Origin of the sequence: Pseudomonas sp. GM41(2012) (assembly GCF_000282315.2) — a bacterium.
Taxonomy (GTDB): Bacteria; Pseudomonadota; Gammaproteobacteria; order Pseudomonadales; family Pseudomonadaceae; genus Aquipseudomonas.
Window position 1 is genome coordinate 1,282,636 of sequence record NZ_AKJN02000006.1, and the last position, 13,857, is coordinate 1,296,492.

13 protein-coding genes are annotated in these 13,857 nt (G+C 54.6%); 6 read left to right on the plus strand and 7 right to left on the minus strand.

The window, feature by feature from the left end; translation table 11 throughout:
* Positions 1 to 111 precede the first annotated feature (111 nt).
* From PMI27_RS20150 to PMI27_RS20135, 4 genes are all read left to right on the plus strand, one after another.
* Positions 112 to 501 carry a VOC family protein gene (locus PMI27_RS20150; protein ID WP_008151854.1) on the plus strand — a complete coding sequence of 130 codons (390 nt, stop codon included), beginning with the start codon at positions 112 to 114 and terminating at the stop codon, positions 499 to 501.
* Between the two features lie 50 nt (positions 502 to 551).
* Positions 552 to 770, plus strand: a complete 219-nt coding sequence (locus PMI27_RS20145) for a PLD nuclease N-terminal domain-containing protein (protein WP_008151852.1) — start codon at positions 552 to 554, stop codon at positions 768 to 770.
* A gap of 424 nt (positions 771 to 1,194) precedes the next feature.
* On the plus strand, positions 1,195 to 1,485 hold the full coding sequence (locus tag PMI27_RS20140) for a hypothetical protein (protein ID WP_008151851.1): 291 nt from the start codon (positions 1,195 to 1,197) through the stop codon (positions 1,483 to 1,485).
* Between the two features lie 178 nt (positions 1,486 to 1,663).
* Positions 1,664 to 2,266, plus strand: coding sequence for a hypothetical protein (locus PMI27_RS20135; RefSeq protein WP_008151849.1), 603 nt, complete (start codon positions 1,664 to 1,666; stop codon positions 2,264 to 2,266).
* 386 nt (positions 2,267 to 2,652) lie between these two features.
* Here PMI27_RS20135 and PMI27_RS30035 read toward each other — a convergent pair whose 3' ends face one another.
* The 7 genes from PMI27_RS30035 to PMI27_RS20105 form a co-directional block, all read right to left on the minus strand.
* Positions 2,653 to 3,264: a hypothetical protein gene (locus tag PMI27_RS30035; protein WP_008151844.1), complete on the minus strand. Its 612-nt coding sequence runs from the start codon at positions 3,262 to 3,264 to the stop codon at positions 2,653 to 2,655.
* A 69-nt stretch (positions 3,265 to 3,333) separates the two neighbouring features.
* Positions 3,334 to 4,215: an RES family NAD+ phosphorylase gene (locus PMI27_RS20130; RefSeq protein ID WP_008151841.1), complete on the minus strand. Its 882-nt coding sequence runs from the start codon at positions 4,213 to 4,215 to the stop codon at positions 3,334 to 3,336.
* Between the two features lie 143 nt (positions 4,216 to 4,358).
* Positions 4,359 to 5,072, minus strand: coding sequence for a hypothetical protein (locus PMI27_RS20125; RefSeq protein WP_008151840.1), 714 nt, complete (start codon positions 5,070 to 5,072; stop codon positions 4,359 to 4,361).
* A gap of 345 nt (positions 5,073 to 5,417) precedes the next feature.
* Positions 5,418 to 5,966 (minus strand): cupin domain-containing protein, encoded by a 549-nt coding sequence (locus PMI27_RS20120; protein ID WP_007895886.1) that lies wholly within the window; start codon positions 5,964 to 5,966, stop codon positions 5,418 to 5,420.
* Positions 5,967 to 6,860: 894 nt separating this feature from the next.
* On the minus strand, positions 6,861 to 8,147 hold the full coding sequence (locus tag PMI27_RS20115) for an NAD(P)/FAD-dependent oxidoreductase (RefSeq protein ID WP_008151838.1): 1,287 nt from the start codon (positions 8,145 to 8,147) through the stop codon (positions 6,861 to 6,863).
* A 56-nt stretch (positions 8,148 to 8,203) separates the two neighbouring features.
* A complete protein-coding gene (locus PMI27_RS20110) occupies positions 8,204 to 9,694 on the minus strand; it encodes an aldehyde dehydrogenase (RefSeq protein ID WP_008151837.1) in 1,491 nt (496 codons plus the stop codon).
* 251 nt (positions 9,695 to 9,945) lie between these two features.
* Positions 9,946 to 11,322, minus strand: a complete 1,377-nt coding sequence (locus tag PMI27_RS20105; RefSeq protein WP_008151835.1) for a glutamine synthetase family protein — start codon at positions 11,320 to 11,322, stop codon at positions 9,946 to 9,948.
* 280 nt (positions 11,323 to 11,602) lie between these two features.
* Here PMI27_RS20105 and PMI27_RS20100 point away from each other — a divergent pair, with 280 nt between their 5' ends.
* Positions 11,603 to 12,364, plus strand: a complete 762-nt coding sequence (locus tag PMI27_RS20100) for a gamma-glutamyl-gamma-aminobutyrate hydrolase family protein (RefSeq protein WP_008151832.1) — start codon at positions 11,603 to 11,605, stop codon at positions 12,362 to 12,364.
* 332 nt (positions 12,365 to 12,696) lie between these two features.
* Positions 12,697 to 13,839: a polyamine ABC transporter ATP-binding protein gene (potA, locus tag PMI27_RS20095; protein WP_008151829.1), complete on the plus strand. Its 1,143-nt coding sequence runs from the start codon at positions 12,697 to 12,699 to the stop codon at positions 13,837 to 13,839.
* Positions 13,840 to 13,857 lie beyond the last annotated feature (18 nt).

A 13,857-nucleotide genomic window follows, 5' to 3' on the forward strand; every position in this document is an offset into this window, starting at 1 on the left:
ACACCTTTCGCGAGCAAACCCATTTGCACAGCCCATAAAAACCTCACAAATCACCCGACCCAGATCTGCTACATTCCCCACCCTCAATGTCCCAACAAGGAATGTTCGCACATGAAATTCGGCTACCTGATCATCTACGTCCCTGACGTCCCAGCCTCCCTCCAATTCTTCTCCTCCGCCTTCGGCCTCACCACTCGCTTCCTCCACGAATCAGGCACCTACGGCGAACTCGAAACCGGCGAAACCGCCCTGGCCTTCGCCGCCGACGAACTCGCCGCCATGAACTTCAGCAGCGGCCACGTTTCTGCTCACTCTTCCGCCAAACCGCTGGGCATCGAAGTTGGCCTGGTGACCGACGACGTCCCCTCCGCCCACGCCAAAGCCCTGAACGCAGGCGCCACCGAAATAACCGCCCCAGCCCTAAAACCCTGGGGCCAAACCGTCTCCTACGTGCGCTGCCCGGACGGGACACTGGTGGAGCTTTGCACACCGATAAAATGAACCCTGCCCACCACTGCCCACCTAACTGAATGACTATCAGGAGGTGGCTAATGCAAATCGAAGCAATCTGGATCGTGCTGACAGCAGCTCTTTTGCTGGTCGAGTTATGGGCAATCAACAAAGTGCGAAAAGCCGAAGGCAAATCCAGCAACAAACTGGTGTGGATAGTGGTAATCGTGTTTGTGCCACTGTTCGGACTGATAGCGTGGGCACTGGCGGGACCGAAACACACCGATCACAACCCGCATTCACCGCAGGCCAGGCAATAACGTCGGATGCTGTGCGGTAAGGATTTTTGAACGGCGCTATCGCACCACCCGATTCTATAAACCTGACGTCCGAAAATTTCGTAGGAATGTACCCTTTGTGGCGAGGGGATTTATCCCCGTTGGGTCGCGAAGCGGCCCCAAAACCTGCCCCTCATTTCCCAAGGCACTCCACACGGCCCGAATCACCGCGACAAGCCCGAAAACAGTGGCATTCAGCCTTGTCACAACAAACGCCAAACCGTCCTACAGCCCGGTTGTGAGCACAAAAATGGACGCCTATATTCGACCCGTCGCTCACAGCAGTTAGCGGCAGGGATTCGCAGCCCTAAAAAGAAGACACCGAATACCGTTATCCACCACACAGCCGATTTCCGTCTGTGCATTGGTTATGACGGATGTGACTCATCTTTCTAGGACTAAAACCATGACAACCCAAAACCCGCCTCGCCGCTTCACCCCCATGTCCCAATTCGCAACCGACTACCCCGTCCTGCTCATCGACAGCGACGCCCCACTCCGCGAACTCCACAACTGCGTCAGCGAACGCCTCAGCGCCGTCCTCAAGTACCTCAATCTCATGGCCTGCACCAGCCTCCCTGACTACGCCGAAAACGACATCAACACCGTCACCAACATCGCCAGGATCATGGTCCAGGATGTGAGCGATGTGTTTCGGGTGATTGAGCAGCGGGGGTTTGATACGCCTCAGGGCTAATGACTACATTCGGCCCTAAAAAACCTGCATTGTTGCGGGTTTTTTATTGTCTGCTCCGCTCGTCTGAACCACACCGCACCAAGCTATAATCACATCATGCTTGGTTTTTTTTTGCATCACTGTTGATTTTTGTTTGACGCTAAAATACCATCACCACGTCAATACAGAGGATATACCCATGAGCAAATTGAGTACCCTTATAAAAGAATCAGTGGCCGCCAAGCGGGAGTCTGTCGCATCAACCGTCCGACTTCCTAAAGAGCTGTACTCGTTTGTCGAGGGGTTGGCAGAGCACCTCGCAATTTCCAAGCAAGAGATGCTGGTACACCTAATTGAAGCTGGGGCGGAACAGGCAGAGGAAGAGTTAAAGCTCAATGAAGTTAGCGAACAAGATGACGCGACCTTCCATGTTCTAAACACGAACAAACGTCATAGCCTGGATGATCACGAGCGGATGGTGGACGAAGGCCTTGCAGCAGCGTTTTATGCCCCTTGGAAATTCAACATCAATAGAATTAAGAAAAACGATACTGTTTTTCTGTATGAAAATGGTGTCGGCATCATTGCGTACGGAAAAGGAACTGGCGAAACACTAACTGCTGATCATCATGGTAAGAAAGATGAACGTCACTACCAAAAACTCACGGATTTCAAGGTACTCAGCAAACCACTTCCGGCTAACGAAATTAAGAAGATCCTCAATCGTAACGTTATATTCCTACGCACAATGTCGGGCATGCCTGACGGCCAGAAAATAATGGATAGACTGAAATCAGAATAAGGTGACGTGGCAAGTTCACTTTATCCTCAGACACCTGTCCCTCACTGCACTCTAACTAAAAGAACGATTAATAAACTGTATTTATCCATTAGTTCAACGGAGTCAATATGCCAAAAAGAGAAAACTTCAGCACATCATTGAAATGTCCTAATTGCAAGTTGGTTGGCCGTGCCGGGTGGTCTGAAAATGAAAACCCTGTGCACGGCGACGGTCTGGATTCGACACTTGAGTCTGTGACTGATGGATTTTTAATAGGCCACAATAAAAACCTGCAAGGTGACACTAAAATCTTGTGTTCAAAGTGCAACATTACGATCGTCAATTGAGCATACAAGAGGGTGATCAACCTATTGGTTCAAATAGGTTGAGCATTTCCCACCTTAAACCTACAAATTTATTGACTCATTCGCCTGCATTAAAATTGCGATCATATTAGGAAATAGAAACTTACGAAATGTTCCCACTGGATAAGCGTTCATACGCTGCTGAAGCGATTTTACCCCAATCGCCTTATTTACATTTATTACAATTTGAGTAGGAACCGATTGATTTGGCGTAGACTTAATATTGTTCAGGACATTATCAAACAGTCGCCCAGGCATTGCCGGTTGCAAAGTCAGAGCCAAGTACAAACGAATTGCTGTGGCCACCTCTTGATTAAGTGGGCTTACTGAGACTGTAGTTCCCGCGCTCGCCCCTACTCCCGAATTTGCGCCTGAGACAACAGAAGTACTAATCAACGGATTGAAGAGCGGTAAGGCATTATGCCCGGTCAGTTTCAGAAACTGCTTTGCGCAATTATCCCCCACAAAAAAATTACTCAACACCTTTGTTATACGGTGCTCCGCAGAAAACTGATAGTACACATCCGTCAATTCTTTTCGACAGCAACTATAAATAGTCTGCCCGGGCAACAACTGAATATGTTCAATAGGCCGAATAACATATTCGCGCACAATCTTGTTTTTTTTGACCCCGTGACAATCCTGAATACTCATCTCACTTCCTTTTTATCTAGTTACTTCTGGGCATTACGGGCGGATAGATCTGGGCGCTGCCCCTTTCCCTCAGCGACAAACAACTCTGCCTTCAGTCGATTCAAACGAAAAACTATCCGAATTATTGAATTCAAAACACTCCATCTCAGTCAAATACTCGAAGAATCCATTATTATGGACCCCAGTAAGTTTATTCAAGCACGAGTAAGACACCTGAAGAAGGTCCGCACTTTCCTTCTTGAATGCGAAATTCACCCCGTACCTATTCTGCATTGAGGGGTACGCTATAGCATCGATATCTTCATTTGTGGAAAAAATAGCATCAGCCAATATTGACGATAAAATATGGTAACCATCGTCTTGATCATACAAAATATCAGACATGGCACACTCTAATGCCGAGTAGCCTTTAATAGTTCGGTCAAATCCATCAGCACCAAACAACTCTCTCATTTTCCCCTTAACATAATCAGAATCTCTGGGGCTATTTGAGTAGAGCTCGCTAAAAAAACCAAGCCTGTACACTTTCAATGGCCTATTGGCAGTAAACCTGGTCAACTGAAACTTCTGCCCTATAAATTCTTCTCCTATACGGGTTTCCGCCATTGCAGTAAACTCATGAAAAGAAGTATACAAAACGCGAAAAGATGTATTATTCATCCTATCTTTATGTTCAAGGCTTGGGTCAGGGTAAACCAACTCTTTTCTTGAACCGTAAGGCCTTCCGTCCTTCGCTTTCCGGACCCGGTAGAAACTCCCCCCGCTAATCTCGGAGCCATACCGAAGAAAAGATGTAAAACTACAAAAATATTTTTTTATTTCATTATATATCCTACCATGTTCAAGCACTTCTTTTCGAAAAGCCTCATCTTCAGAAATCCTTGTCTTTAATATATTAGATTGCTCAACAAACGCTCTAACCTCGGCTAAGTTGCATCCCCAAATTGCCATAATCTCACCCAACATTAGTTTTAATTATCGCTACAGGCCACCCAACTAAAACTTAGCCTAAGACTAAAAAAAGCGACAGATCTATTTATTAAATAGACTCACCTTTTTATTGATTTTGACCAGTTGCTAGGGGGCTTGATGTTTCACAATTGTATTACACGCACCTTTCTTTTTTCTTTTTTTGACTCGCGCCAGACCTCTACACGAAATTGTTGACCAATAAGTGGTTCTGGCTTAGGGCGCGGTGAGCGCGGTGAGCGCGGTTGGCGCTTTTTATTTCCGACCTGTAGAAAAACGTCTTGCTCAAAAGTATTTAGAGGTAACGTTAATTGCTTTGCTAGTAGAGGAGTGTTTTCAAATGAACTTTTCATTTCACTCATGAAGTCTGGCTCGGATTTCGCTTCGTCGCCGAACATGACTTCAGCCTCAAGCATTGCTTGTTCAGCCGTAATTTTTCCTTGCTGAACTTTAAAAAAAAGGTGTTGCAGCGCACCTAAAGAACCACTATGTTTTTTGATTTTTGGTTTGACTTCATTAGAAGAGAAAGGCGTAGTCGCGTGAGTAGCCAGAAAATCGCCTATTGAGCTTATTTGGCCTTGTATTGTTTGAACTCCCGATATGAACGAGCCATATTGGCCTACGCCCATATAAAGAGCGTAAAGAGTTGCTGCAATTTTAGCTCCACCTTTTATTGAGCCCTCTTCAACCTCAAGCGCAAGTGCATAATCTGGGATTTTTAATACTTGCTCGACATATGCCTCCCACTCATCAAACAACTTAGTCGAATATTTCTCGAACTCATGCCGTGGCAAGCTCGGTACGTCAATATAAAAATCTGTTGCTCCGAGATCGATCATGTTTCATCCATGTACTGTATTGACGCACCCTAACTAAAATTGGGTGACATGCTATGTCGCATCCAAGCGCGACATAGGCGACTCGATCCTTTTCGAGCATTTCTAGCTACAGGCTATCGTTTTGCCAGCATGGTGTCCACTGACGGCTCTTGCCCGATTACTACCCGTCATGCCAGGCACAGTACTCGACCCTTGGCAGCCGTTCGAGGAGCCGGATGCGTGTTGCAGTTATGAAATGAAGTCCATTTACTTTGAAAAACCCTGTGCCGCGGTTTCCATTGGGAATTGGTGTTGGTCGCGGACGCAGCCTTCGGCAGCTGCTACAGGATTGCGTCCGTTTTGAGGTTAGAAGTTGGCTGGGGTGTTAGCACTGATGATTTCCGCCTCATCCGCCCCAATATTCCGAAACCGATGCGGCAACGTCGTCGGAAAGTAATACCCATCCCCAGCATTCAACACACTAATCTGCCCATCAACCGTCAACTCAACCGTCCCCCGCGTAACCAGCCCACACTCCTCCCCTTCCGAATGCACAATCGGCTCTTCCCCCGAGCTCGCCCCTGGCGCGTACTGCTCGCGCAACAGCCGCATCTGCCGACTCGGCACCGAAGCGCCAATCAACAACAACCGCAGCCCATGACGGCCGAGGTCCGGCTGTTCATTAGCGCGGAACACGTATTGATGCTCACGCGGCGGCTGATCAAAGGTAAAGAAGTCCGCCAAAGACATAGGTATGCCTTCGAGCAGTTTTTTGAGGGAGCTGACGGAGGGACTGACGCGATTTTGTTCGATCAGGGAGATGGTGGCATTGGTGACGCCGCTACGCCGGGCCAGCTCGCGCTGGGAGAGTTTGTAGCTTTCGCGTACTAATTTGAGTCGTGAGCCCGTGTCCATGACAGCCTTATGCGAGGAATACTTAAGGGTTATGGGGGTGGATGGCGGGCGACTTTTGGCCGCGAAAACACCGCTTCCCTGTCCCGGAAATTTGAAAGGCGGGTATTAAATCACGTTTGGTGGTGTTGCTCAGCAGGTTCGATAAATGGTTGGGTAAAAAGGTTGTTTTGTCCTGAGGTTGGGTGGTTTGGCTGTACAGACTGTGGATGTGATTGCTGTGTGTCAGTTGGGATTGATGGTGACTGGTATGGCCTCTTCGCGAGCAGGCTCGCTCCCACAGTTTGGTTCTGGTTGGTCACAGATTTTGTGTCTGCCATGGATCTCTGTGGGAGCGGCGGTGCGACGATTCGACTTGCTCGCGATGGCGGTGTGTCAGTCGATATCAATGTTGACTGTGCCGCCGTCATCGCGAGCAAGCTCGGCTCCTACAGGGTAGTGGTGTGGCAGGCGCCTTCGATGGTGGCTGGTATGGCCTCATCGCGAGCAGGCTCACTCCCACAGTTTGGTTCTTCTGGTTGGTCTCGGATTTTGTGTCTGTCATGGATCTCTGTGGGAGCGGCGGTACGACGATTCGACTTGCTCGCGATGGCGGTGTGTCAGTCGATATCAATGTTGACTGTGCCGCCGTCATCGCGAGCAAGCTCGGCTCCTACAGGGTAGTGGTGTGGCAGGCGCCTTGATGGGGGCTGGTATGGCCTCATCGCGAGCAGGCTCGCTCCCACAGTTTTGGCGTGGGCGATCACAGGTTTGTGCCCATCATCAATCTGCTGTGGGAGTGAGCTTGCTGGCGAAAACGGTGTGTCAGCCACTTCAATGGCGGCTGACAGGGCCCTTTCGCGAGCAAGCCCGCTCCCACGGTTGATCAGTGGTGTTTCCACAGTATCTGCATTGGGGTTAGATGCCGAAACGGTCGCGCAGTGCGTAGTACGCGGCGCCCATGGCGGTGAGTGGGGCCTGGAAGGTGCGGCCGCCGATCATGGGCATGTGCGGGAGCGAGGCGAAGGCATCGAAGCGTTCGGCGTCGCCGCGGATCATTTCCGAGATCAGTTTGCCGGCCAGGTGCGAGCAGGTGACGCCGTGGCCGCTGTAGCCTTGCATGTAGTAGGCGTTTTTCTCGATGCGGCCGAATTGCGGCATGCGGGACATGGTCAGCAGGAAGTTGCCGGTCCAGCGGTAGTCGATCTTCACGTCCTTCAGTTGCGGGAAGGTCTTGAGGATTTTCGGCTTGATCAGTTGCTCGATGTCGTCCGGTTCGCGGGCGCCGTAGACCACGCCGCCGCCGTACAGCAAGCGGTTGTCGGCGGTGAGGCGGTAGTAGTCGAGCAGGTAGTTGCAGTCTTCGACGCAGTAGTTGTTTTTGATCAGGCTGCGGGCAACCTTTTCGGACAACGGTTCGGTGACGACGATTTGCGAGCCGCACGGCATGCTTTTGCGCGTGACGCGGTTGTCGAGGTCTTGTGGCAGGTAGGCGTTGCCGGCGATCAGCAGGTACTTGGCGCGGACCACGCCTTTGGCGGTGCGCACGGTGATCGGTTCGCCGTAGGTGATTTCCACTGCGGCCGATTGTTCGTAGATTTTGCCGCCCAGGCCGATGATGGCCGAGGCTTCGCCGAGGGCCAGGTTCAGCGGGTGGATGTGGCCGCCCTGCATGTCGAGCAGGCCGCCGACGTAGTTGTCGCAACCCACTTCGCGCTTGATGTCTGCCGCGTCGAGCATTTTCAGGTTTTTGTTGCCGTAGCGTTCCCAGCTGCTTTTCTGCTCGGCCAGGCCTTTGAGTTGCTTTTTGTTCAGCGCGGCGAAGATGCCGCCCGGGCGGTAGTCGCACTGGATGTCGTAGTGCTGGATGCGCTGACGGATGATGTCGGCGCCTTCGAAGATCATGCTACCGAGGACTTCGGCGGTTTTGTCGCCGTAGCGTTCTTCGATGACATCGACGTCGCGACTGTAGGAGTTGACCAGTTGGCCGCCGTTGCGACCGCTGGCGCCGAAACCGACTTTAGCGGCTTCGAGCACGGTCACGCTGTAGCCCGCTTCGGCGAGGAACAGGGCCGAGGACAAACCGGTGTAGCCGGCGCCGATCACGCAGACGTCGCATTCCACCAGTTCTTCAAGCACCGGGAAGTCGCCGGTGAAGTTGCGGGTGGCGGCGTAGTAGCTGTTTACATGTGTTGTTTGTTTCATAGGTTTCTCCGATGGCCGCTGGCATGTGCCGGCGACCGTCGCTTTTTTTATAGGTGTTAGAGCTTGATCCAGGTCGCTTTGAGTTCGGTGTATTTGTCGAACGCGTGCAGCGATTTGTCCCGACCATTACCCGACTGCTTGTACCCGCCGAACGGCGCGGTCATGTCGCCGCCGTCGTACTGGTTGACCCAGACGCTGCCGGCGCGCAAACCGCGAGCGAAGGTGTGGGCCTTGCTCAGGTTGCTGGTCCAGACACCGGCGGCCAGGCCGAAGATGCTGTCGTTGGCGATGGCCAGCGCTTCTTCCTCGGTGTCGAAGGTGATCAGCGACAGCACCGGGCCGAAGATTTCTTCGCGGGCGATGGTCATGGCGTTGGTCACGCCGTCGAAGATCGCCGGTTCCACGTACAGGCCACCGGTGGCTTCGAGGGTGCGGCTGCCGCCGGCGATCAGTTGCGCGCCCTGGTCTTTGCCGACCTGGATGTAACGCAGCACATTGTCCAGTTGACGCTGATCGACGACCGCGCCGACGGTGGTTTCTGGATCGAGGGCGTGCCCCGGTTTCCAGGCTTGCAGCGCTTCCACCAGCAGCGGAATGAACTGCTCGCGGATCGAACGCTCCACCAGCAAGCGCGAACCCGCGGTGCAGACTTCGCCCTGGTTGAAGGCAATCGCACCGGCCGCCGCTTGTGCTGCCGCGCGCAGATCCGGCGCGTCGGCGAACACCACGTTCGGGCTCTTCCCCCCAGCTTCGAGCCAGACGCGTTTCATGTTGCTTTGGCCGGAATAGATCAGCAGTTGCTTGGCAATCGCGGTCGAGCCGGTGAAGGCCAGCACGTCGACGTCCATGTGCAACGCCAGCGCCTTGCCGACGGTGTGACCGTAGCCCGGCAGGACGTTGAACACGCCTTTCGGGATGCCCGCTTCCAGCGCCAGTTGGGCGATGCGGATGGCGGTCAGTGGCGACTTTTCCGAAGGTTTGAGGATGAACGAGTTGCCGGCCGCGAGGGCTGGGGCGAACTTCCAGCTGGCCATGATCAGCGGGAAGTTCCACGGCACGATGGCGGCGACCACGCCCGCAGGTTCGCGGGTAATGAGGCCGAGTTGATCGTGCGGCGTGGCGGCGACTTCGTCGTAGATCTTGTCGATGGCTTCGGCGCTCCAGCGGATCGCGTTGGCGGTCGCCGGGATGTCGATGTTCATCGAGTCATTGATCGGCTTGCCCATGTCGAGGGTTTCGAGCAGGGCGAGTTCTTCCTGGTTGGCCAGGATGAGATCGGCGAAGCGGATCAGGATGCGCTTGCGCTCGGCCGGGGCGAGATTGGCCCAGATGCCGGATTCGAAGGTGCGGCGCGCGACGGCGACTGCCGCATTGGCGTCGGCTTCGTCGGTGCTGGCGACGTTGGCCAGGAAGCGGCCATCGACCGGGCTCATGCATTCAAAGGTGTCGCCGCTGAGTGCCGGGCAGTATTGGCCGTCGATGAATGCGCGGCCTTCAAGTGTTAGGGACTGGAAGCGTTGCTCCCAGTCGCTGCGAGTGTTTGTCATGGTTGTGACTCGACGCGGGGAAATTGGGTGGTTGTCTGGCTGATGTGTTCGGCTTGGGATCCAGCCCTCACCCTAGCCCTCTCCCGGAGGGAGAGGGGACTGACCGAGTTGTCTAAGGAAATTCAGCGACCTGATCGATCCAGTCGATTATGGATTCGATACAAAAGCATCAGGTCGCAGGAGCTCCCGAGCATCCCCCGGTCAGTCCCCTCTCCCCTTGGGAGAGGGTTAGGGTGAGGGCCTTCGCAGACTCAAACCGTATGCAGATACCAGTTGTACTCAAGGTCCGAGATGGAGTTTTCGAACTCGGCCAGCTCGCTTTCCTTGCACGCCACGAACACGTCGATGTACATCGGGTCGATGTATTTGGCCATGACTTCGCTGTCGTCCAGCTCGCGCAGTGCATCACGCAGGTTGTTCGGCAGGCTCTGCTCGTTCTGCTCGTAGCTGTTGCCTTCAACCGGGGCGCCCGGCTCGATTTCGTTGGTCAGGCCGTGGTGAATACCGGCCAGTACCGACGCCATCAGCAGGTACGGGTTGGCATCGGCGCCCGCTACGCGGTGCTCGATGCGCACGGAGTCCGGCGAACCGGTCGGCACACGTACCGCAACGGTACGGTTGTCGATGCCCCAGCTCGGCGAGTTCGGCACGTAGAACTGCGCGCCGAAACGACGGTACGAGTTGACGTTCGGGCAGAGGAAAGCCATCTGCGCCGGCAGGGTCTCGAGCACACCGCCGATCGCGTGACGCAGTGCGGCGTTCTGCTCGGGATCCTCGCTGGCAAAGATGTTGTTGCCTTCGTTATCGAGAATCGAAATGTGTACGTGCAAACCATTGCCCGCCTGGCCCGGATACGGCTTGGCCATAAACGTGGTGTCCATCTCGTGGTCGTAGGCGATGTTCTTCACCAGACGCTTGAGCAACACCGCGTAGTCGCAGGCCTTGATCGGGTCATTGACGTGATGCAGGTTCACTTCGAATTGCGCCGGGGCGCTTTCCTTGACGATGGCGTCAGCAGGAATGCCCTGCTCTTTCGCGCCTTCGAGGATGTCTTGCAGGCAATCGACGTATTCGTCCAGGTCGTCGATCAAGTACACCTGAGTCGACATCGGACGTTTGCCGGAGACCGGCGAGCGTGGCGATTGCGGACGACCGTTCACGTTGTCCTGGTCGATCAGGTAGAACTCGAGTTCGAACGCGGCGCAGATGGTCAGGCCCATTGCATCGAACTTGCTCACGACCTGACGCAGCACTTCGCGAGGGTCAGCGAAGAACGGCTGGCCTTCGAGTTCGTGCATGGTCATTAACAGTTGCGCGGTCGGGCGCTTCTGCCAGGGCTCGATGCTGAGGGTATCGGGGATGGGGAAGCAGATTCGGTCTGAGTCACCGATGTCCAGACCCAGGCCGGTGCTTTCCACCGTAGAACCGTTGATGTCCAGAGCAAACAGTGACGCCGGGAGGTTGATGCCTTTTTCGTAAACCTTATGAAGACTGGTGCGTTCGATGCGCTTGCCGCGCACCACACCGTTCATATCCGCAATCAGAAGGTCGACGTACAAAACCTCAGGATATTTCTTAAGGAATGCGTTTGCTTCGTTGAGTTGAACGGTACGCAGAGGGACCGACATGATGCACCTATTAGCTGTTAATTATTATGTTCACTACCTTGTTGCGAGCCCAGTCAACCCGAACGGCAAAGTGAAGTCAATAGCGAACACCTGGCCTCTCAACCTTTATTTTCGGGCCTTTCTTGGGCGCGAGAGTGCCAAATCAGTCTTGCGCACCGTGTAACCCCTGAAGATCAGACGTGCGGCGTTTAGAATTTTTTACATGAGAGTTGTTAATTAAAATCAACAAGGCTAAGCTCCGGAAAAGCTCGTTCAAGTGTGAAACTTCGAGGTGATAAAAATGGCACTCAAGCCATTGATCGGTGTTACTGCGTGCGTCAAACAGATTGGCCTGCACCCCTACCATGTCAGCGGCGACAAGTATTTGCGTGCTGTCAGCGTCGCGGCTTTGGGGCTGCCGGTTGTCATTCCTTCCTTAGGCGATCTGACCGAAATCGATGACCTGCTCGCGCAGCTCGACGGTCTGCTGCTGACCGGATCGCCCTCGAATGTGGAACCCTTCCACTATCAAGGCCCCGACAGCGCCCCCGGCACGGATCACGATCCGCAACGGGACGCCACCACCCTTCCTTTATTGCGTGCGGCCATTGCGGCGGGCGTTCCGGTGCTCGGCATCTGCCGGGGCTTTCAGGAAATGAACGTGGCGTTCGGCGGCAGCCTGCATCAGAAGGTCCACGAACTCCCGGGCATGCTGGATCACCGAGAAGCGAATCATCCGGACCTTGCGGTGCAATACGCACCGGCGCATGCGGTCAACATGCAACCGGGCGGTGTGTTCGAGGCGCTGGATTTGCCGCAGGTGTTCCAGGTCAATTCGATTCACAGCCAGGGCATCGACCGACTGGCGCCCGGCCTGCGTGCGGAAGCGATTGCGCCGGACGGTTTGATCGAGGCGATTTCGGTTGAACACAGCCCGACCTTCGCCGTTGGCGTGCAATGGCACCCGGAATGGCAGGTGCTTTCGAATCCGCCCTACTTGAGTATTTTCCAGGCGTTCGGTGATGCATGCCGGCGACGGGCGGCGCTACGCAACAAGCGCTGACTTAACACTCGATTAATCAATTTACTGCCCCCGAGAGTCAGGCGGGCGTGCCTTTGCGCGCCGGTCCCTCACGACAACAACAAACGCGATAACAACAAGTACCACCAGGCAGCCAGGACGGCGGCGCCGAATAAGCCCAGCCGGATTGGGTAACCCTGTAGGAGCCGAGCTTGCTCGCGATGGCGGCCGAACATTCAACAGTGATGTCGGTTGTCAGGGCCTCATCGCGAGCAAGCTCGGCTCCTACAGGGACCGTACCGGGATTGGGCTTGCAATCAACTATTAAGTCAGGCCGCGTTGGCCCGACGACTGAAACCTGTTGGGAGTTTCACATGGCAAACGCCTCCAGCATCTACAGGAAGGCTCTTGAAGGTCACCAGTCACCGAAAAAGGTGCTGGTGAAAGTCGACCGCGTCACCAAGAAATTCGACGAAACCACCGCGGTGGACGATGTCTCGCTTGAGATCCATCAAGGGGAAATCTTCGCCCTGCTCGGCGGTTCCGGTTCGGGCAAATCGACCCTGCTGCGCATGCTCGCAGGTTTCGAGCGCCCGACCGAAGGGCGGATTCTGCTCGACGGTGTCGACATCACCGACATGCCGCCGTACGAACGGCCGATCAACATGATGTTCCAGTCCTACGCGCTGTTCCCGCACATGACGGTGGCGCAGAACATTGCGTTCGGGCTGAAGCAGGATCGCCTGTCCACCAGCGAAATCGACGCCCGCGTTGAAGAGATGCTGCGACTGGTGCACATGACCCAATACGCCAAGCGCAAACCGCATCAACTGTCCGGCGGTCAGCGTCAGCGTGTGGCCCTGGCTCGTTCCCTGGCCAAGCGTCCGAAGCTGTTGCTGCTCGACGAACCGATGGGCGCGCTGGATAAAAAGCTGCGTTCGCAGATGCAACTGGAGTTGGTCGAGATCATCGAGCGGGTCGGCGTGACCTGCGTGATGGTGACTCACGATCAGGAAGAGGCCATGACCATGGCCCAGCGCATCGCCATCATGCACCTCGGCTGGATCGCACAGATCGGCAGCCCGGTGGACATTTATGAGGCGCCGGTCAGCCGCATGGTCTGCGAATTCATCGGCAACGTGAACGCCTTCGACGGCACCGTGGTCGAGGATCTCGAAGGTCACGCGATCATTCACAGCCCGGACCTTGAACAGAAGATTTACGTCGGTCACGGCGTCAGCACCTCAGTGCAGGACAAGTCGATCACCTACGCCATCCGCCCGGAAAAACTGCTGGTCAGCACCACCCAACCGGATACGCGCTACAACTGGTCCAGCGGCAAGGTGCATGACATCGCCTACCTCGGCGGCCACTCGGTGTTTTACGTGGAATTGCCTGGCGGCAAGATCGTGCAGTCGTTCATGGCCAACGCCGAACGCCGTGGCGCCCGTCCGACCTGGGACGACAAGGTCTACGTGTGGTGGGAAGACGACAGCGGCGTGGTACTGCGCTCATGAAAACACTCAATCAGCAGT

What these genes read in the sequence shown, in the direction of transcription:
- PMI27_RS20150 (WP_008151854.1), top strand. Translation starts at nt 112, where the DNA reads ATGAAATTCGGCTACCTGATCATCTACGTCCCTGACGTCCCAGCCTCC.
- PMI27_RS20145 (WP_008151852.1), top strand. Translation starts at nt 552, where the DNA reads ATGCAAATCGAAGCAATCTGGATCGTGCTGACAGCAGCTCTTTTGCTG.
- PMI27_RS20140 (WP_008151851.1), top strand. Translation starts at nt 1,195, where the DNA reads ATGACAACCCAAAACCCGCCTCGCCGCTTCACCCCCATGTCCCAATTC.
- PMI27_RS20135 (WP_008151849.1), top strand. Translation starts at nt 1,664, where the DNA reads ATGAGCAAATTGAGTACCCTTATAAAAGAATCAGTGGCCGCCAAGCGG.
- PMI27_RS30035 (WP_008151844.1), bottom strand. Translation starts at nt 3,264, where the DNA reads ATGAGTATTCAGGATTGTCACGGGGTCAAAAAAAACAAGATTGTGCGC.
- PMI27_RS20130 (WP_008151841.1), bottom strand. Translation starts at nt 4,215, where the DNA reads ATGGCAATTTGGGGATGCAACTTAGCCGAGGTTAGAGCGTTTGTTGAG.
- PMI27_RS20125 (WP_008151840.1), bottom strand. Translation starts at nt 5,072, where the DNA reads ATGATCGATCTCGGAGCAACAGATTTTTATATTGACGTACCGAGCTTG.
- PMI27_RS20120 (WP_007895886.1), bottom strand. Translation starts at nt 5,966, where the DNA reads ATGGACACGGGCTCACGACTCAAATTAGTACGCGAAAGCTACAAACTC.
- PMI27_RS20115 (WP_008151838.1), bottom strand. Translation starts at nt 8,147, where the DNA reads ATGAAACAAACAACACATGTAAACAGCTACTACGCCGCCACCCGCAAC.
- PMI27_RS20110 (WP_008151837.1), bottom strand. Translation starts at nt 9,694, where the DNA reads ATGACAAACACTCGCAGCGACTGGGAGCAACGCTTCCAGTCCCTAACA.
- PMI27_RS20105 (WP_008151835.1), bottom strand. Translation starts at nt 11,322, where the DNA reads ATGTCGGTCCCTCTGCGTACCGTTCAACTCAACGAAGCAAACGCATTC.
- PMI27_RS20100 (WP_008151832.1), top strand. Translation starts at nt 11,603, where the DNA reads ATGGCACTCAAGCCATTGATCGGTGTTACTGCGTGCGTCAAACAGATT.
- potA (WP_008151829.1), top strand. Translation starts at nt 12,697, where the DNA reads ATGGCAAACGCCTCCAGCATCTACAGGAAGGCTCTTGAAGGTCACCAG.